Raw genomic sequence first — 20,546 nt, 5'->3', positions numbered from 1 at the left:
TGTTTCTAATCGTTTAGGTATTCTTCCCCCAAATTAAAGGTAAGGGAAAACCTAAGGGTGTTTTCAAGCGGGTTTCTGACCTGCGAAGTCGAAAACAGGTAAGACAAATCTATTTGAGCAGCCTTAAACTTGAATCCTGCACCCATGGTAAAAAACTGTCTTGCCCCTTTGTCTTCGCTTTCATTGAAATACCCTCCGCGAAGCATAAAGGCTTCACGAAACTTATACTCTGCGCCTAAGGCCCACGTTATTTCCTTCAACTCTTCGCTAAATCCATCCGGAGCATCTCCGAAGGATTCAAAAACACCATTAAAAAAGGAAATGTTCTGATATTCATCGTTATCCTCAGGAGTAATAAGTCCATCTCCTGTAAAATCACGTGGAGTAGGCACCAAAAGTTTATTGAACTCAGTATGAAGTCCCAAGACATTATCTTGATCGAAAATAAAATCGAACCCGGCCCCAAACTTTAGGTTAGTAGGTAAAAAATTCTGCTGACCTCCCTCATCGTATTGCAGGGACCCTCCAAGATTTGAAATATTAAAGCCTGCTCTCCATCTTCCATCAAAACTATTGTATGCAATTTCTCTAGAACGGAAAAATCCAGCTATATCAACTGCAAAAGCATTGGCAGCCTGAGAATCCTGTGCTCCATCCTGAAATCTTAGATTGGAACTGATAAATCTTCCCCCAACAGCCATGGAAAAGGTTTGGCTCAACTTTAGGGAATATGATCCATCTATGGCAAATTCGTTTGGTTTGACCAAAGTGGCAGGATCACTAATTGTTTGTCGAAGTTCAATTTCCCCGAGGCCAAAATATCTCAAACTAAAAGCAAACGCGCTTCTATCATTGATTTTGTTGTAAAAACTGGCATTTAATAAGGATACATCATTGACGATACTCTCCAAATACGGAGTATAACTCACTCCAATTCCTGTTTTTTGTGTGGCAAAGGCAAACTTTGCAGGGTTCCATTGTTGGGAAAAAGCATCAAATGAAGTCGCCACACCCATATCGCCCATACCGGAAGCTCTAGCATCGGAGGAAATGGTCAGAAATGGGACAGCTGTTGTAATTACTCTTTCTTGTTGTGCGCTTAAACGTGCAATCGTTGCAAGCAACACCGCCAATATCAGTAACTTTTTCATTTTTAATTTTTAGCGTTTAGTTCATTGTTGAGGCCTAAATACTTTTAGACGTATTACATGTAAACGAGCATTTCCTTAATTTCTTATAATAACCGAATAGTTTTTTTAAGCTTCCGTTAAGAATAATAGCCAACCTATATTTAACAGGGGTAGTATACACCTACTTAATGTGCATACAGTTAAAACTTAGGTGTTTCATACTATTTTGACATGCTGTACGTTACAAAAGTATGGCCAACGCCCGTACCGGGCTTGCCAGATTTATTTGAGAAGCACAAAATATTATGGCCAAAACATCGTTTTAAAGCCATCAAAGGATTTTAAAAATCAAAACAAGTTGAAGTTACTGAGGGTCTAAAGCCCTGAGTTTTAAAGTACTCAAGCCCAAATTATGAAAAAACACTTTATCAAAGTTGTACTTTCTTGCGCTATTGTGATAGGAGGTTTTACCAGTTGTAAAAATTCCTCATCTTCCTCTAAGAACGTCTCTAGAGCCACGGGATGGAAAATAAATGCAAAAGAAGGTGGATTTCAATACAATTCAGATTTCAAGGAGCAGGAAACTCCTCCAGGGACCGTATTTGTTGAAGGTGGAACTTTTACCAAAGGTAAAGTCCAAGATGATATCATGCATGATTGGAACAATTCCCCTACACAACAACATGTACAATCTTTCTACATGGATGAGACCGAGGTGACCAATGTAATGTACTTGGAGTACTTGGACTGGCTGAAAGCCGTATATCCACCAGAAAATCCAAGCTATGCCAATATTTATAAAGGAGCACTTCCTGACACATTGGTATGGAGGAACCGATTGGGCTTTAATGAAACTATGACCAACAACTACCTTCGTCACCCTGCCTACGCAGAGTATCCGGTAGTTGGTGTAAACTGGATTCAGGCTTCACAATATGCTGAGTGGAGAACCGACAGGGTAAACCAAGCCATGTTGGAAAGAGAAGGATATTTAGCTCAGGATTCAAGGTATCAAGTGCTTAGTGGAGAAGTGGAAGGGACTTTTAGTACAGAAGCTTACCTGAACAATCCAGAATCTGTTTATGGTGGACAAATAGACTCCCTACAAGGAAAACAAAAGAGAGATTCTATCAATGTATTTGCCAAAAGGAGCAGTGGTGTAATTATGCCAGAATATAGACTCCCAACGGAAACTGAATGGGAATATGCCGCGCAGGCCCTAATCGGTTCCAGAGAATACAATAACTACAGAGGTAGAAAAAAATATCCTTGGGAGGGTGACTATACCCGAAACGGTCAACGTGTAGGCCGTGGAGACCAACTTGCCAACTTTAAGCAAGGAAAAGGTGACTACGGTGGTATTGCTGGATGGTCTGATGATGGTGCTGATATTACTGCCGAAGTAAAATCCTATAAACCAAACGATTTTGGTCTTTATGACATGGCCGGTAATGTAAGTGAGTGGGTGGCTGATGTATACAGACCCATTGTTGATGACGAAATCAGTGACTTTAATTACTATCGTGGAAATATCTTCTTGAAAAAAGCTATCGGTGAAGATGGCAAGGTAGAGATCCTTAAAGATCAAATTGTTTATGATACCCTACCTAACGGTAAAATTGTAGCAATCAACCTTCCAGGAGAAATCAAGGAAGTTCCAGTTTCGGATGAAGAAACCTATTTAAGGACCAATTTTGACAAGAGTGATAACAGAGGATATAGAGATGGTGATGCTGGTTCTTCAAGATTCTTCCAAAGATTCAGCGATGAAGCCGATAACCGTAAAATGTACGATTCTCCAAAACATAAGGTAGAGCGTGATTCCACCGGAAAACTACTTCGACAGTACGACACCTCTAACTATCGTACCTCATTGATCAATGATGAAGTGCGTGTTTACAAAGGTGGTTCTTGGAGAGATAGGGCATTTTGGTTAGACCCTGCACAAAGAAGATACCTGCCTCAATATATGGCTACTGACGATATCGGGTTTAGATGTGCAATGTCCAGAGTAGGATCAAAATCAAAATCCAAGAACAAAACTGTTCGACATAAAAAAGCAAAATAAGTTTTAAGTTGTGTATTAGAAAGGCCCTGATTTAAACATCAGGGCTTTTTTTTATCTTCGACCAATGAATTTGGAAGAACTTCATTCGTTGTTTTTGCAGCATCCAGATGTTTGCACCGACACCCGTAAGATTACTGAAAATTGTCTGTTTTTCGCCCTTAAAGGTCCAAACTTCAATGGCAACAAGTTTGCAAAGGAAGCTCTGGAAAAAGGAGCGGCCTACGCAATTATTGATGAAGAATCCTATAAATTATCCGACAAGTACGTTCTATGTGATGATGTATTGGAAACCTTGCAAAAACTATCCACCTTCCATAGAAATCAATGCAAGGCTAAAATCGTATCACTTACAGGAAGTAATGGTAAAACCACTACCAAGGAACTTATCCACGCCGTGCTCTCCGGAAAATATAGCACCATTGCCACAAAAGGAAACCTGAACAACCACATCGGGGTTCCCCTTACCCTATTGTCGATAAAGCCCGAAACCGAGATAGCGGTGGTGGAAATGGGTGCCAACCATAAAAGAGAGATAGCATTTTTAAGTTCTATTGCACAGCCGGACTTTGGGTACATCACTAATTTTGGTAAAGCCCATTTAGAAGGTTTTGGTGGTGTAGAAGGAGTAATTCAGGGCAAAAGTGAACTTTATGAATACCTGACCTCCAACAACAAGTATGTTTTTCTAAATGCCGATGACCCCATTCAGATGCAAAAACTGGATTCCTATGTTAAAAAGATAGGGTTCAGCACAACCAATCATCAATATTTCAACATCACGTATATAGAAGCCAATCCGTTTGTGGTTTTGGAAGTAGAGGGGACCAGCATCAAAACTCAGCTTATTGGCAAGTACAATTTTACCAATTGCTGCGCCGCCATAATTATAGGCAAATATTTTGGAGTTCCTTTGGAAGAGATAAAAATTGCCCTAGAAGCATACCAACCTCAAAACAACAGATCTCAGGTCATGTCTCAAAGTGGCTTTAAGATTGTTTTGGATGCCTACAATGCCAATCCATCTAGCATGCAGGTTGCATTGGAAAATTTCAAGGAAATGGAAGGTGATGAAAAATCTCTTATCCTTGGAGATATGTTTGAGTTGGGAAGTGAAGCCGCACAGGAACATCAACGAATAGCAGATTTGGCCAAAGGATTGGAGTTCCAGGAAGTATTCCTAGTGGGAGAGAATTTCCATTTGACCGAAACACCGTTTAGAAAATTTAAATCCTTTGAAGCGCTTAAAGATTACATTGGTCAAAATCCATTGAAAAAGGGAAACTTGCTTATCAAAGGTTCAAGAGGAATGGCTCTGGAAAGAGTTCTTGATGTCCTTTAGCCAGTATTGGTTTTATACAACAGACATTTTTCAACCTTTGGTTGAAGAACCTTACCAAAATCCTCTCTAAAGTAAATGTTCCCGAAGATGATTTACGTAATTCCTTATCGGTAAAAACTTCAACTCATTGATTTTGTAGTAACTAGAAGCATAGTTTCCACAAAACAGCTTTTGATGAGAACAATTTTGAAACATTGGTTTTCAGGAAATAAAGGACAACCAGACTTGCAGAATGGTGTTTTAGTGACCAAATATGCCAAATCTGGACTGACCCAACAGGAAGCTTCCGAAATAAAACAGAAAATCGAGAGAGCCTTTGAATTGGACAAGCTTTTTAAGGACAATTCCATTGGTCTCAACGACCTATCCCACCATATAGCTCAAGACCGATACAAAGTTTCCCAGGTACTCAATGAGTATCTGAATAAAAATTTCTATTCCATACTAAATTATTATAGGGTAAGAGAGGCACAAGAATTACTTCTCAACCATCCACATATGAGTGTCAAAGCCGTTATGTATGAAGTAGGATTCAATAGCAAGGCCAGTTTCTACAGTGCCTTTAAAAAAGAAGCAGGCCTAAGTCCCAACGACTATAGAAATTTGGTCCTCTACGCCTCATAAACTACACTTTTCAAGCTGTATCAACACAGCTTCCCAATCCCAAAACCCAGATTAACAGCATTTTCCTTTTATTCTTTCCAGACTAACAGGAAATTTTTGCTATTCTAATCAGAAGTATCAGATAAAAAACTGTTAAAAAGAGTACTTCCCGTTGGGCATATATAGAATATAGGTTCTCCCCGTTTTAGAAGTACTCCTCTCGCCGCATGATGCCCTTGTTTTGCTACTGCAATTGTAAAGGTAAGGCGGTGAGAGGCCTTACTACCATATAATAGAGACTTTCCATTAAGTTTTGTTTTCGTATTAGGGAGTATTATTTGAATTAGCTATCAAACCCCTTCTCCCGCCTACCTTTCTCAGTTGCGCTAACTCATTTTAATTACTAACAAAACTTTTAACTCTATGAAAGTAAAGAAACTGTTTGGGACATTAGTCTTCGCCTTATTGTGCGTAATGGCGGCAAGGTCCCAAGAAAAAACAATTACGGGTACCATCGTGGACCAATCGGGAATACCTCTTCCCGGGGTTAACATTGTGGTTGAAGGAACCACCAACGGTACCCAGTCCGATTTTGACGGTAATTATGCGATTACCGCCAGCGAAGGGCAGACATTGGTTTACACATATATTGGACAGCGTGCAGAGAGACGTTCAGTAGGTCCTCAGAATGTAATCAATATCCAGATGGAAGAAGATACCCAAGCTCTGGAAGAGGTCGTGGTTACCGCATTGGGTATAAAACGTGAAAAGCAGGCTCTGGGTTATGCTGTAACCGAGGTAAACGAAGAGCAACTAGAACAACGTCCTGAAGGTGATGTGGCCAGGGTTCTACAAGGTAAAGCATCTGGTGTACAGATTATCAACCAAAGTGGACTGTCTGGATCGGGTACTAACGTAATAATCCGAGGACAAACCACCTTTAGTTCAAGTAACCAGGCATTATTTATTGTGGATGGTGTTCCGTTTAGTACCGACACCAACTCGCAAGGTAGACAAGGTGATCGCAACGATTTTGTGAACGGAAATAACGGTTCCAGTCGTTTCTTGGACCTTGACCCCAATAATATTGAAAGTGTTAATGTCTTAAAAGGTTTGGCCGCCGCCACCCTATATGGTTCCCAAGGAAGGAACGGTGTGGTTTTGATCACTACAAAAGGTGCTTCAGCTGGAAACGTTGGACCGAAAAAAACCGAGATTACGGTGAATTCGTCCATTTTCTTCAATGAAATTGCTTCTCTGCCCGACTATCAAAATGAATATGGGAACGGATTTGATCAATCCTTCGGTTGGTTCTTCAGTAACTGGGGACCAAGCTTTAGTCGAGAAGGTGCAGCCGGATGGGCCAATCAAGCTGCCATTGATGATGCCGGAACACTGGAACACCCTTATTCCAGCGCCAATCCAGCAACTGGTATTCCTCAGGCATTTCCTGAATTCCAGGGAGCTCGATACGCATGGAGGCCTTACGATAGCGTTAGAAATTTCTTTAAAACCGGAACAGTAACCAATACATCAGTAAATGTGCGAGGTGGTTCGGATGATGGGAAATTAGCCTACAACATGAATTATGGATATTTGAAGGACAATGGTTTCACGCCAAACAACAGTGTAACCAGAAATACTTTATCCATTGGTGGTCGGGCTCAGCTCAGTAATAAATTTACGGTAACCGGAACCCTTAATTTCGCCAGAACAAAATTTGTATCTCCACCCGTGGCCTTAAGTCAGGGTAACGGAGCCACAGGTTCTGGGTCTTCCGTCTTTGGAGACCTTTGGTTTACTCCAAGAAGTATTGACATTCTTGGACTTCCATTTCAGAATCCGCTTACCGGAGGTAGCGTTTACTACAGACAGGACAATACCATACAGCACCCGTTATGGACCGTTGCCAATGCGGAATCAAGACAAGACACAAATCGTGTTTTTGGGCAAGCCGCGGTTCAATATGATATCAATGATAATCTAAATATTATATATAGGGCCGGTATAGACATCTACAGTGAAAACAATACCAACTCCCAAAATAAGGGTGGTATCAATAGTAACAGTGGTGATATCCGTTTGGCCAGTGGCGTTTACGAAACCTGGAACAACACCAATACCATTTGGGATCATAACTTGGTACTGAACGGGGACTATGACATAAATGAGAAGATTGGGGCAACCTTCAATGTGGGAGCCACTTCCAGAAGAACGGTCTTTGACCAAAATGGGGTTTCCAGTGACGGACAGCAAGTTTTTGGAATATTAAGACATTTCAACTTCTTGAACCAAAATGAGATTCAACTGTTTTCAGAAAGAAACCTAGTAGGGGTTTATGCTCAAACAGATTTCGATTACGATAATTTCGTCTACCTGACATTGGCAGCCAGAAATGACTGGGTATCAAATTTTGCAGTGGAAAATCGTTCTCAATTCTACCCCAGTGCCAGTTTATCATTCATTCCAACTGCAGCTATTGATGGGTTAAGGTCCGAGAACATTTTGAACTACTTGAAGATAAGAGGGGGAATTGGTGTTTCCGCCAACTTTGAATCCTCTGCCTATCCTATAGCAAGAACCCTATCCTTGGACACGCAGGATGCACAGGACGCATCTGGCACCAACATCGTGACCAATACTACTGGGGTTCGACTTGGAAATCCAGACTTACAACCTGAAACATTGCAGGAAATTGAATTGGGTATCGAGTCAAGATGGTGGAACAGCAGAATTACTTTGGATGCCTCCATATATAAAAGGAACACCAATGATCTGATACTTGACAGGCCTTTGGATCCAACAAGTGGTTTTACTGTTACAGCCACCAATATTGGTGAGATCGAATCGGAGGGTGTAGAAATTGATTTAGGTGTTCAATGGTTAAGACCAAAGGAAGAAGGAGGATTCGGTTGGAACACCAATCTGAATTTTACCGCCTATGAGACCACAGTTACTGATTTAGGACTGGACACAGACCAAGTTGTTTACTCCGGATTCAACAATTTAGGTAATGCCGCCATTGAAGGGGAGCCTCTTGGAGTTCTTTTTGGAACTAGAATACTTACCGATGATGATGGCAACTATGTTGTAGGTGCCGATGGACTTCACGTGCAGGCCCCAACAGACGGTATCATTGGAGATCCAAATCCAGATTGGGTAGCTAATTTGCGAAACAGCTTAAGCTACAAAAACTTTACACTGGGCTTCCAATGGAACTACACCCAAGGAGGGGATATCTACTCTTCAACCATATCTACATTGTTGGGTAGAGGTTTAATTCCAGAGACCAACAACAGGGAAGATACCTATATCCTACCAGGGGTGGATAGCTCCGGAAATCCAAATAACCTGCAGATCAACAACTCCACCTTCTGGTTCAGCAACCAGTTGTTTGGTCCTAGTGAATTGCAGGTATTCGATGCTACAACAATCCGTCTACAGGAAGCATCCCTTTCTTATAGGGTACCCCAAAAATTCTTGGACAATACACCATTTGGGGCCTTGTCATTCACCGTTTCCGGTCAAAACCTATGGTTTAGGGCAGTTAACACTCCCAAGGGAGCAAATTTTGACCCAAATACATCAGGTACCGGAGTTGGAAATGGGTTTGGTTTTGATTTTATCAATGGACCGAGTTCAAGAAGATATGGTTTCAGTGTAAAGGCATCATTTTAAGTAAAAACTATGAAAAAAATGAAAAACATCAATAGATACATAACAGCTGTTTTACTTGGAGCCATACTTGTTTTTGCTTCCTGTGAAACAACAGAACTGGATTTAACGGAAGATCCAAACTTTTTGACTCCAGAACAGGCCAGTGTGGACTTTTTCCTTAGTTCTATACAGGAAGATTTTGTGAGACAATTTGAAGGAGATGCGAACTTTGATCCAAATGACAATTGGGTATCTGGTGGCGTCACCAATGGAGATGGTTTCAACGAACTTGGTATGCAGCTTACCCGTATCATCAACATGAATGGGAGAAACTATCCTAGCGTTTACCAAGGAAGCGACATGGCTGATGAATGGACAAATGCCTACCGAGGTATAATGGCGGACATCAGAACAATGACCCCACTTGCCATAGAAGCAGAACAAACCCGTCATTTAGGAATTGCCCAATTTATTGAGGCCTATTTAATGGTTACCATGGTAGATTTCTTTGGTGATGTCCCTTATTCCGAAATCTTTCAGGCAGAGGAAGGAAACTTCAACGCCTCATTAGATTCTGGAGCCGAAATATATGATACCATGCTGTCGTTGTTGGACGAGGCAATCGCCAATTTCAACACCACGCCTCCTACAGATCCTGCCGCTGATTATTTCTACGGCAATGATTATGAAAAATGGGAGAGGGCAGCAAATACCTTGAAGATGAAAATCTATTTGCAGCGTAGATTGGTTGACGCCAACGCAATAGCCAGCTTCAATGCCATAGTGGATTCCGGCAACTATATTCAGGATACCGCTGACGATTTTCAATACAACTGGCCTGGTACCAGTGCCTCCCAACCGGATACGCGTCATCCTAGATATGGGCTAAACTACACGGCAGGTGGAGGGCCCGACTATATGTCCAATTGGTTGATGAACCTTATGGACACTACCGATGACCCAAGAATCAGGTATTATTTCTACCGTCAGAATGAATTTGTACCCGGAGCTGAAATTCCACCAGATGAAGAAGTATTGAACTGTTCTTTGGAGGCTCCGCCACAACATTACATAGATGGTGGCTTTACCTTCTGTTGGTTGGACAATGGATACTGGGGGCGTGATCACGGAGATGCTGACGGAACTCCTCCGGATGGTCTTCTTAGGACCAATTTTGGGACCTATCCCGTTGGAGGAAAGTTCGATGATAATTCCTTCACTGGAATCAGTGCAACCGCAGGTTCCGGAGGAAATGGAATCACAAACTTGTTAACCGCCTTTGGCGTGGACTTTATGCGAGCTGAAGTGGCAATGGTCACTGGAGATGATGTAGCCGCAAGAGGTTTCATGTTGGCAGCATTGGATAAATCAGTGATCAAGGTCCAAAACTTCCTAACAGGTCGCGAAGCAGGAGCAGACACTTCTTTTGTTCCCACCTCTGGAGAAGTGGACAGTTACAGAAGCAGCATTGCTTCCAATTTTGACAGTGCCGACATGGATGGGAAATGGGATGTTATTGCAGAACAATACTGGATTGCCCATTTTGGTAATGGAGTTGAGCCATATAACTTCTACAGAAGAACTGGTTTCCCTACTACGCTACAACCTAATTTGGAGCCTAATCCAGATGTCTTTATTAGATCCATGTATTATCCTACCAATGCGGTAAACAATAATTCCAGTATTTCCCAGAAGCCAAACCAACAACAACCGGTTTTTTGGGACAATAACCCAAGTGCGCCAGTAGCGAACTAAATACAAGTTGAATGAACAAAAATTTAAGTGTATGAAAAATCTAAAATTATATTTTATGTTCGCCTTGGGGATGCTGATTGTTTCCTCTTGTAGCGAAGACGATAAGATTACCAACGAAGTGGTGGATGCCACCACTAGAGGTGCTGTAATAAGAACCGTCAATATAGACCCTAATTCCTTTAATGTTTTTGATCCATCATCTGTTTGGACCATTACAGCGGAATATCAAGATGTAACCGACGGAGAATTACTTTCTGACATAGATGTATTCCTGGATTTTGTGGACAACTCCGAAGAAAATGGCACAACAACTGCAACGGAAACACTGTTTACCAACATTGCAGCTTCTGCCTTTTCGCAAAGTGTAAATGGACTCCCCGAGACCACTTTTTCTATTGGGTATGGGGAAGCTTTGAATCTTTTGGGAGTACCTAATGATCCAGCTTCTGTAACAGGAGGTGACCAAATCAATATAAGATTGGCCGTAAACCTTACGGACGGGCGTTCTTTTACCGATGTGGATGCGACAGGTAATGTTTCTGGGGGATCGTTCTTTTCTTCTCCTTATGCATATAGAGCCAATATTGTATGTCCTCCTACGGTACCTACCCCGGGTACATGGAGTATAGAAATGCAAGACTCTTTTGGTGATGGTTGGAACGATGCCAGTCTTGATGTTACCATTGACGGCACCACAACACAATATACATTTACCACCGGAGGGGCAGCAAGCTTTACTTTTGATGTACCCACGGGAACCGAAGTAATTTCGATTATTTTCACTTCAGGAGATTTTGATGAAGAAGTAACCGCTCAGGTAACTTCTGCGAATGGCAATGAAGTGGTCGATTTACAACCAAGCCCGGCAGCGGGAGTGGAACTTTTGGATTACTGCTTGGACAATCTCTAGCACAATCCATATAGTAACAGTGTTTAAAAAGGGGCCTTAAAAGGCCCCTTTTTCTATGGAACCAAAAGAATTCCATAAAGTATGGTGATTGAGAACAAATTTCCGATATTGCACCCTCTTTAATGGGATATTAGCTCAGTTGGTTTAGAGCGCTGTCTTGACAGGGCAGAGGTCACTGGTTCGAATCCAGTATATCCCACACAACTGGACTTCTTCCCTTCTTTGGTCGAAGTCCTTTTTTATTGCCCTTATTTTTTCAACTCAGTATCCAGGTTGGGCCAATAAAGTTCAAACATGCTGGTTCAATATGTTCTCGTAAAGCTCTTGTTTACCACTTATTTGTTCTGGCTCCCCTCCTACTTTTGCATATTCATACAAATCATTCATGGTTAGAGATCCTCGAACAAAGTCAAGCCCTTTACCAGATTCAAAAGAGGCATACCGATTTGCCAGTAGTTGTTCATAGTTGGAGTTGTTCAACACGGAATCAGCCACCAAAAGACCTCGTGCAAACGTATCCGCCCCGCCAATATGCGCCAAGAAAATATCTTCCAGATCAGTAGAATTTCTTCTGGTTTTGGCATCAAAATTAATTCCACCACCTTGCAGACCCCCGGCCTTTAAAAATACCAACATGGCTTCTGCGGTTTCAAGGATGTTATTGGGAAACTGGTCCGTATCCCATCCATTTTGGTAATCCCCCCTATTGGCATCTATGCTTCCCAGCATACCAGCATTGGCGGCCACCTGTAGTTCATGTTGAAAAGTATGTTGGGCCAATGTAGCGTGATTGACCTCAATGTTCAGTTTAAAATCATCCTGTAAATCCTGTTCGCGGATAAAGTTTATGGAAGTGGCCGCATCAAAATCATATTGGTGCTTTGATGGCTCCATAGGTTTGGGCTCAATAAAGAAAGTTCCCTTAAAACCTTGCCCTCTTGCATAGTCCCTAGCCATTCTCATAAAACGTCCTATGTTGTCCTGCTCCAACTTCATATCGGTATTCAAAAGTGACATATAGCCTTCTCTTCCTCCCCAGAAAACATAGTTTTCCCCATTAAGTTCCATGGTGGCATCCAAGGCAATTTTCACCTGAGCTCCTGCACGTGCCACAACATCAAAATTGGGGTTTGAAGCCGCGCCATTCATAAACCTCGGATGTGAAAACAAATTTGCCGTACCCCAAAGTAATTTTACTCCAGAGGCTTTCATTTTTTCCTTTAGATATTCCACCGTTTGGTGTACTCTTTTTTCCGATTCCACCAAAGTATCGGCCTCATCCACCAAATCGTAGTCATGAAAACAGTAATAATCAAAACCCATTTTGGTCACAAACTCAAAAGCGGCATCAGCTTTCTCCCTAGCAGCTTGCACAGGGTGGTCCGCGGAAGTGGTCCAAGGAAATTGCTTTGTACCAGGACCAAAAGGGTCTCCTCCGGTTCCACAGAGCGTATGCCAATAGGCCATGGCAAACCTGAAATGTTCCCGCATGGTCTTTCCTGCTACAATTTGATCAGGATTATAGAATTTATATGCCATGGGATTATCGGATTCCTTTCCTTCAAATTTGATTTCTTTGATTCCCTTGAAATATTCCTTTTCTCCAATTAATGCTGCCATTTTTTTGATTTGTTATTTATTTAATATCAATTCCAGTTCAGTTTTCCAGTTGTCATATGCTTTTTTGTAGGCCGATTTATCCTTTAGGGGCATATAGGTCATCACATGGTCATTTTTGGCAAACGATGAAAATCTTTCATAATCCCCGTCCTTAAGAGTGCATGCCCTTGCTGCACCAATGGCTCCAGTGGTATCGTATATTTCGATTTCCTGGTCTATAAGGGTGGCGATGGTATTGGCAAATATCTCAGACCGGAAAAGATTGTCGTTTCCGGCTCGAATCACCCGAGGGTCAATGCCATCAGATTGCATAATTTCAAAACCGTAAACAAAGGAAAATGCAATACCTTCCAAGGCCGCCCTACACAAATGTCCTTTATGATGTCGATTGAGATTTAGATTCACAATCCTTGTCCCTATATTTTTGTTGAGAAGCATCCGTTCTGCACCATTCCCGAAGGGAATTAAACCAACCCCATCTGAACCAATCTCAATATCCGAAGCCAATTGGTTCATTTCTTCATAAGAAGAAACAGCCAGATTGTTCAATAACCATCGGTATTGAATTCCTGCTCCATTGATGCAAAGCAACTTTCCAATATTCTGAACTTTATCCCTTTGATAATTGACATGTGCGAAATTGTTCACCCTTGCACATTCCCTTACAGAAAGGTTATCGGTAACCGCGTACATAACACCACTGGTCCCACCGGTTGCAGCTACCTCACCAGGATGGAACACATTTAAAGAAAGGGCATTGTTGGGTTGATCTCCCGCTCTGTACAAAATAGGAGTCCCTTCTTTTAATCCGCTTTCCTCAGCCCCAATTTTTGAAACCAAAGCTTGTTCCGAAAAGGTTTCCACAAGGTTAGGCACAAGTTTTTGGTCAATATTGAAATGATTCAACACTTCAGTTGAAATTCTATCCTCTTTAAAGTCCCATAAAATACCTTCGGACAGTCCGGAAACGGTAGTGGTGATCTCTCCAGAAAACTTGAATGCGATGTAATCTCCCGGAAGCATAAACTTGTGGATTTTGGAATAAAGCTCCGGTTCGTTATCCTGGACCCATTTTAATTTGGAAGCGGTGAAGTTAGCTGGAGAATTCAGAAGATGATCTTCGCAAAAACTCTCTCCCATTTCACTAAATGCCTTATTCCCAATAGCAACAGCACGGCTATCACACCAAATAATGGATTTTCGTAATGGAGAACCTTCAGAATCAACAACCACAAGGCCGTGCATCTGATATGATATGCCTATACCCTGAATCTCATTTTTTGAAACATTATGGGCTTTCTTGATTTTCTTTATCCCTTTACAAACACATTGCCACCAATCTTCAGGTTTCTGCTCGGCCCAACCTTTTTGTGCAGCATACATGGACATTTCTTCTTCTGGCTCCTGAACCACACCAAGGTTTTTACCGGTTTTGCTATCTACCAAGGCTATTTTAACTGAGGAGCTTCCTATATCCAATCCTAAAAAATACATCAGTGCAGCATTGTGTTTCATCAAATATAATTACTAAAGCTTCCGAAAGATTAAAATTCAATCAATTATGTTCAAAAAACGGATTCAACCTGGAAGCATGCAGCTATGAGACCAGTATTTTTCTTGCTTTTATTTTTAGAAATAACAGTGACACTAGTTTTAGTGCCATTTCAAACAAAAAAGCCATCCATAGCCAAATTATTTTAGCAATTGACCTTCATGATCATAAAAACTTTTAAAGCATCCCAATAGAAATGCTTATCTTTCCAATTCTGACCTAGGCCCATATTGGGGATATATCCATCGGTCTAACTACCATTATTGATAATACTTAATAAGCAACCAATGACCAGTAAAAAGAACTCCTTAAAACTTGTGTTTGTAAGTGCCATTGCCGCCTTGGGCGGTTTCCTGTTCGGATATGATACAGGAGTAATCAACGGCACACAGTTTTACTTTAGTAAATTCTTTGAATTAGATCCGGCAACCAAAGGCTGGGTCGTAGGTAGTGCTTTGTTGGGCTGTTTTGTTGGAGCAATAGTTTCAGGTCCTTTGAGCAGAAAATTTGGACGAAAGTATTCACTTATATTTTCGGCATTGTTGTTTACCGTTTCGGCTTGGGGGTCTGGATTGCCGGAGTTTTTACCGCAAACCGTCCCAGTTCTTGTAATGTTTCGACTTATAGGAGGTATGGGAATTGGTATTGCTTCCATGAATGCTCCCATGTACATTGCGGAATTGTCGCCAGCTAACATTCGAGGTAAAATGGTTACCCTATATCAAATGGCGATCGTACTCGGCTTTTTCATTGTCTTCTTGGTCACCTATCAAATTGGTGCAGGAAAGACGGAAGCTTATAATACCGAAACAGGATGGCGTATGATGTTCTGGTCAGAATTGATCCCCTGTCTTCTCTTTTTGTTGCTCTTATTCTTTGTTCCCAAAAGCCCCAGATGGCTGATGCTGAAAAAAAGGGAGGAAGCATCGATAAAGGTCCTCACTAGTTTACATGGTTCTGAGCAAGCTATTGAAGAAGCCAAGGAAATCAAAGAGTCTATTGAAAAAGATACTAGTATTGGCTTCAAGCAGATTTTCGCCAAAGGAATACTTCCAATTATTGTTATAGGAGCTGTCCTATCCTTTTTGCAACAGTTTACAGGAATAAATGCTGTTTTGTACTATGGTGCTGACATTTTTGAAAAAGCACTTGGTTTTGGCCAAGAGGATGTTCTTGCTCAGCAGGTTTTATTGGCCGGGGTCAACGTGGCTTTTACCATTTTGGCCATGACCACTGTAGATAAATGGGGTAGAAAACCACTTGTTATTGTCGGTTCATATGGCATGTTTCTAGGTTTTGGCCTACTAGGTGTAACGCTTATGACCGGTAACGTAGGTATACTGTCATTAATTGGTATTTTACTTTTTGTTGGTGCTTTTGCCATGTCCATGGGCCCTGTGGTATGGGTAATGTTGTCTGAAATGTTCCCAAACCGAATGAGATCTATTGGAATGTCGATTGCGGTTGCCGTACAATGGGCTGCCAACTATTTGGTTTCCCAGAGCTTTCCCATTGTTGCGGAGAGCGAAGTAAATACCCAAGGAATTTGGAATGGCTCCCTTCCCTATTTCTTGTTTATGATTTTTATTGCAATCATAATCTGGTTTGTAAAACGATTAATGCCCGAGACCAAAGGAAAGACTTTGGAGGAAATTGAGACCGTTTGGCAGGAAAGGTATAAGGATTAAAACATTTTTATCAGGAAACTAGAAGTCCTTTCTATTGGCTTTATAAGCCAATCTGAAGATAGGGAGAATGGTCCATAACAAGAGAATGGCAATAGAAACGAACAGACCAAAATCAGTTCCAAAAAACTTCTTGAACACAGCACCGGTATAACCCAGCAAAGCTGAAATATCCAATTTTAGCAGAATGAGGGTACGAGAAAGATCTATCGGATTCAACATGGACGCAACAAGCGAAAATGTATCCAATGGGTAATCCTCTAGAATTATAAGAGACATCAGGAAAAGCCCATCATATATAACCGCCAAAAAGAGCCATAAAAGAACGGCATAGCCGAAACCTTTTATCTTGTTTTCATTGGATATGGCAATATTGAAGGCCAAGGCAGTAAAAATTAGGGTCAAGAAGGCTCCAGTGACCAGTAGCAGGGAAAAATCCCAAATGACATTGCTTCCAAAAAGTCCGTAGAGAACAAAGGGAATACCAAGTCCTAGTACAAGACTCAATGTCAAAGAGAAAGCTACCCCCAGATACTGTCCTAGAAAGATTGAAGACCTTTTAATGGGTTGGGCCAAAAGCAATTCGGTGAATTCCCTGGAATTATAATAGTACATTACCCCAAAAATCGTCCCGATAAGGGGAACCAATACTATAATCACGTTCATAAGGGTTATTACAGCCTTAGAGACATCGTTGTTTAAAAACAATAGGACAAAACCCAACAACAAATAGAATATGAAGTATACATAGCTCCATCGGCTACGCATAAGGTCATAAAAGCTATATTTTAAAATCTTAATCATTGGATTGTGATGCTATGGCAGCTATGGCGTGTTCAAAATTATCTTTTCCAGTCTTTTTTCGTAGGTCAGCTATGCTACCCTTGAAATATATTTTTCCTTCCAACAGATATATCACCTCATCTGCAACTTCTTCTACAAATTGTAGAATATGCGAAGTGATCAGAATCATCTTCCCGTTCTTCTTTTCTTGGTCCAACAATTGCTTTAGCTGAATCAACGCGTTGGGATCTAATCCAGTAGTCGGTTCATCCAGAATGTACAGTGGACTATCAAACATAAATGCTAGAACTATGTTTACTTTCTGTTTGGTCCCTCCTGAAAGAGTCGCCAATTTTTTGTTCAAATGTGGCTCTAAATTGAACTGTGCAATCAACTTCTCCGCATCTACTGGCTTTTGTCTAAGATCCATTATCATGGAAATCAGCTCTTTTACTTTAAGGTTTCCTGGAAAATTGGCTATTTGCGGAAGGTAATTGATTTCTTTTCGGTATTTCCATTTGGTCTTGACCCGGTTTCCTTGTACCGATATATCTCCCTTGTTTGGGATGACCATACCCAGAATACTTTTTATAAGGGTAGTTTTTCCCGAGCCATTTGGGCCAAGCACCGCAAAAATGCCCCCATTATCTATGGAGAGGTCCAATCCTTGCAGCACCTGATTCTTTCCAAATTTTTTGTGGAGATCGTTTACCTGAATCATTGTACTTTTTTCATTAAAGGGGAACTGTCCATTAGATTATCCGGGGTAAAGACCGGTGATACTTTTTCAGAGAAGTCGATGATATCCATGAAAAGGCTTCTTAGCAAAACAATGGTCTCTGGAGTCCTGTTTACAATATACGAAAAGAGTTTAACCGGTCGGTACGGCACATCTCCGATACCATTTCTATCCAAATCGTAACCAGTATAGCTGCTCCAAAAGTTTCCTTTGAACTCATTATCGTTCAACTTGCTGTTATAGGAAACATCAAAGGAATTGTACATAAAATTGTTTCCTTCAAAGGAGTTGCCATAGCAGGCTCCCCTAACCTTAAGTGCCCAACCATTGTTGGCAAAATCGTTTCTGTGGTATTTAATCCTATTGGAACCTTCGATACTTATACCTACGGTATTTTCCTCAAAAACATTGTTAATGATATCAGCATCATTGATTTCCTTGAGCAACAACCCAAAGGAGGCTGTACCCCAATTCTTTCGAAAAATGTTATCCTTCATCTTAATGTGCTTGGAAAACATTACGGCAACACCAGCGCCATTGTTTTCAAACGTGTTCTTTTCATAAGAGTCGTTGTTGGAGAACATAAAATGAAGTCCGTACCTAACGTTATTTATGCTTATGTTGTTCTTGATCTCAACTTCATCCGAAAATTCAAGATAAATACCATCCCTTACACGCTGAACATTGTTCTGCTCCACTTTTATGTTCTTGCAATACCAAAGCTGTATACCATTACCCGAATTGAATTCCTCTACGGCATCACCTATAATTTTATTGTGATAAACAATTCCGTCCGTGGCCTTTTCAAGATAAATTCCAAAAAAGAGCTTTTCCAGAACTACATGCTGAATCTTAAAGTTTTTGCTCTTTATAACTCGAATGGCTGCATAATCCCTGGTGTAACTTGTTCCTACATTGATGATAAAAAGTCCATCTACCGTAACGTCATCAGAGACAATGGTAATAATTTCCCCTTGATCTTCACCATCGATCACAGGATACCCCTCCCCCAATAAAGTCAGTGGTTTGTCCACGCGGATATCAAATTCTTTGTAGGTTCCTTTTTTAATCAGTAAGGTATCATAAGGCGATGCCAGGGAGACTCCCTGTTTAACGGAACTTACTGGACACGAAGGGCAAACCTCGATCGTGTTACCATGAGATAGCCAGCTGCCAAGTACAAGAAAAATAAAAACTAGCCTATCTAGAAATTGCATGGTATAGGTTTATTGGAAGATACGGTTTAGTATCCAAAACTTTTTATAATCTTTTAAAAATGTTTGTTTGTGAGCTACCTGATAATCAAAAACTTGGAATTTTCGTTGGCCTCCACCCAATGCTTTTCGTCCTTAGGAAAATTGAAATGTTGATGGGCCGTAAGACTATATTTTGAATTGTTGATATGAAAATCAATGCTCCCTTCCAAAACAAGCAGTTGGGCATCCTTAGGTGATGCATGTTCGGGAAAAACCGAGTCTTTTTCCATACTTATGGATAAGACTTCAAAAGACTCGGTTTTGATCAAGTTGTGTAATTGTAGCCCATTATAGGTCTCGTTCTTGATGTGATTGTCTATGGTGTACATTTTTTTATTCAAATTTTATCTATTGAACTTGGTCAACAACTCATCCCAGGAATACAATTCTCCTCCGTTATCTTTTTGTTGGATATGTGCTTCGTCCGCCGTTTTAAAAGCGGTCAAGAATTCACCCATAGGACTGGGAATATTCTCGCTTATCAAAAAGGTGGCTTGTGTAGCATCTATAAGTTCTTTGGGTTCTGAATAATGATTGCATAGGTACAGGGAAATTTCATTTGGGTCTATTTCCTTTCTGTAGTTCACCATACATTCCACTGCATCAAACTTAAAGACCTTACCTTTGTTAGTGACCACCTCTGCTGCATGAAGCGCATCAACAATGGTCATTCTACAAAAATGGCAATTATCCGAACCGTACTCAATGGGCTTTGGCTTAGGGTTGCAACCCAGAAAGAGTAAAACAACAACTCCAAAAAAGAGATTACGAGTATACATGGCTAGGTTTTCACAATGTGTTTTTTACCCAAACGATATGCTACAAAGCCCAAAGCAATTCCCAATCCCAAACAATAAGCTCCAAGCTGGGGATAGGAGTGTGCCGTAAAGTTCAAAATATCCTTAGATCCGAAGAAGGGAGGTTGAAATCCCATAATTGAACCATCTGGATTGGTAAACTTCATAATGGCTTTAGGGTCAAGATCGTGACCATATTCATGTTCCCATAAATAAAAATCTATAAGACCCGCCGTGCTTACCAGGACCATCATAATAAACCAATACAGGAACCATTTGTAGTTTGCCTTGAAGGCGATGATCAAACCAATGAAGGTGGTAATAAGAATCCCAATTGGAAATATCTTAAATTCAGGGATTGCGTCAGGGATATACTTCATCCCTACATAGTGGTTCATCAAATTGATGTTCTTAATGTCATGTGGATTGGCATCGGCAAAATCATTGATGTGAATGTACATTCCCAGCGGTGTGGGATACTGAGGGGCTTCCAATGTGATCTTCCATAACGGAAACACGAAAAGCAACAAGGGCAACAAGGCGCCCAAAGCCATAATCATTCTCGATTTTTTCATGGTACTTTAAACTATTTATTGGACAAAAGGTGGGCCGGCCACACAGCCAGCCCTACCTATCACTAAAAACCATATGC

The 20,546-nt window shown here is 41.0% G+C and carries 16 protein-coding genes and 1 tRNA gene; 8 read left to right on the top strand and 9 right to left on the bottom strand.

What is annotated here, in order from left to right; genetic code table 11:
- Positions 1–5: 5 nt before the first annotated feature.
- Complete coding sequence (gene porV, locus DX873_RS00185; RefSeq protein ID WP_116182523.1) at positions 6–1,151, bottom strand: type IX secretion system outer membrane channel protein PorV; 1,146 nt, start codon at positions 1,149–1,151, stop codon at positions 6–8.
- 391 nt (positions 1,152–1,542) lie between these two features.
- On the opposite strand from porV, the gene gldJ reads away from it, so the two are divergent.
- From gldJ to DX873_RS00150, 7 genes are all read left to right on the top strand, one after another.
- Positions 1,543–3,198, top strand: coding sequence for a gliding motility lipoprotein GldJ (gene gldJ, locus DX873_RS00180; protein ID WP_116182522.1), 1,656 nt, complete (start codon positions 1,543–1,545; stop codon positions 3,196–3,198).
- Positions 3,199–3,262: 64 nt separating this feature from the next.
- Entirely contained in the window at positions 3,263–4,537 is a 1,275-nt protein-coding gene (locus DX873_RS00175; RefSeq protein WP_116182521.1) for a UDP-N-acetylmuramoyl-tripeptide--D-alanyl-D-alanine ligase, read from the top strand.
- A 174-nt stretch (positions 4,538–4,711) separates the two neighbouring features.
- Positions 4,712–5,161, top strand: a complete 450-nt coding sequence (locus tag DX873_RS00170; protein WP_116182520.1) for a helix-turn-helix domain-containing protein — start codon at positions 4,712–4,714, stop codon at positions 5,159–5,161.
- Positions 5,162–5,563: 402 nt separating this feature from the next.
- Complete coding sequence (locus DX873_RS00165) at positions 5,564–8,818, top strand: SusC/RagA family TonB-linked outer membrane protein (RefSeq protein WP_116182519.1); 3,255 nt, start codon at positions 5,564–5,566, stop codon at positions 8,816–8,818.
- Between the two features lie 9 nt (positions 8,819–8,827).
- On the top strand, positions 8,828–10,552 hold the full coding sequence (locus tag DX873_RS00160; protein WP_232520822.1) for a SusD/RagB family nutrient-binding outer membrane lipoprotein: 1,725 nt from the start codon (positions 8,828–8,830) through the stop codon (positions 10,550–10,552).
- A 31-nt stretch (positions 10,553–10,583) separates the two neighbouring features.
- Positions 10,584–11,462: a hypothetical protein gene (locus DX873_RS00155; RefSeq protein ID WP_116182518.1), complete on the top strand. Its 879-nt coding sequence runs from the start codon at positions 10,584–10,586 to the stop codon at positions 11,460–11,462.
- Between the two features lie 124 nt (positions 11,463–11,586).
- Positions 11,587–11,661, top strand: a tRNA-Val gene (locus DX873_RS00150).
- An 89-nt stretch (positions 11,662–11,750) separates the two neighbouring features.
- Here DX873_RS00150 and xylA read toward each other — a convergent pair.
- The gene (gene xylA, locus DX873_RS00145; protein ID WP_116182517.1) at positions 11,751–13,082 is read right to left on the bottom strand and encodes a xylose isomerase; all 1,332 of its coding nucleotides are present in this window, start codon (positions 13,080–13,082) and stop codon (positions 11,751–11,753) included.
- A 12-nt stretch (positions 13,083–13,094) separates the two neighbouring features.
- A complete protein-coding gene (locus DX873_RS00140; protein ID WP_116183756.1) occupies positions 13,095–14,576 on the bottom strand; it encodes a xylulokinase in 1,482 nt (493 codons plus the stop codon).
- Between the two features lie 345 nt (positions 14,577–14,921).
- Between DX873_RS00140 and DX873_RS00135 the strand changes: the two genes are divergently transcribed.
- Entirely contained in the window at positions 14,922–16,322 is a 1,401-nt protein-coding gene (locus DX873_RS00135) for a sugar porter family MFS transporter (protein WP_116182516.1), read from the top strand.
- A gap of 18 nt (positions 16,323–16,340) precedes the next feature.
- Here DX873_RS00135 and DX873_RS00130 read toward each other — a convergent pair whose 3' ends face one another.
- The 6 genes from DX873_RS00130 to DX873_RS00105 all read right to left on the bottom strand — a co-directional run bounded on the left by DX873_RS00130 (position 16,341) and on the right by DX873_RS00105 (position 20,469).
- Positions 16,341–17,123, bottom strand: coding sequence for an ABC transporter permease (locus DX873_RS00130; RefSeq protein ID WP_116182515.1), 783 nt, complete (start codon positions 17,121–17,123; stop codon positions 16,341–16,343).
- Positions 17,116–17,823, bottom strand: a complete 708-nt coding sequence (locus DX873_RS00125; protein ID WP_116182514.1) for an ABC transporter ATP-binding protein — start codon at positions 17,821–17,823, stop codon at positions 17,116–17,118. Before DX873_RS00125 ends, DX873_RS00130 begins: the two co-directional genes overlap by 8 nt.
- Positions 17,820–19,058, bottom strand: coding sequence for a nitrous oxide reductase family maturation protein NosD (locus tag DX873_RS00120; RefSeq protein ID WP_116182513.1), 1,239 nt, complete (start codon positions 19,056–19,058; stop codon positions 17,820–17,822). Before DX873_RS00120 ends, DX873_RS00125 begins: the two co-directional genes overlap by 4 nt.
- A gap of 74 nt (positions 19,059–19,132) precedes the next feature.
- Positions 19,133–19,426: a cupin domain-containing protein gene (locus DX873_RS00115; protein WP_116182512.1), complete on the bottom strand. Its 294-nt coding sequence runs from the start codon at positions 19,424–19,426 to the stop codon at positions 19,133–19,135.
- A 15-nt stretch (positions 19,427–19,441) separates the two neighbouring features.
- Positions 19,442–19,876: a nitrous oxide reductase accessory protein NosL gene (locus DX873_RS00110; RefSeq protein WP_116182511.1), complete on the bottom strand. Its 435-nt coding sequence runs from the start codon at positions 19,874–19,876 to the stop codon at positions 19,442–19,444.
- A gap of 2 nt (positions 19,877–19,878) precedes the next feature.
- Positions 19,879–20,469 (bottom strand): hypothetical protein, encoded by a 591-nt coding sequence (locus DX873_RS00105; RefSeq protein WP_116182510.1) that lies wholly within the window; start codon positions 20,467–20,469, stop codon positions 19,879–19,881.
- Between the last annotated feature and the right edge of the window lie 77 nt (positions 20,470–20,546).

This window comes from Flagellimonas nanhaiensis (genome assembly GCF_003382275.1).
GTDB lineage: Bacteria > Bacteroidota > Bacteroidia > Flavobacteriales > Flavobacteriaceae > Flagellimonas > Flagellimonas nanhaiensis.
This window is presented reverse-complemented; position numbering and strand designations above follow the sequence as displayed.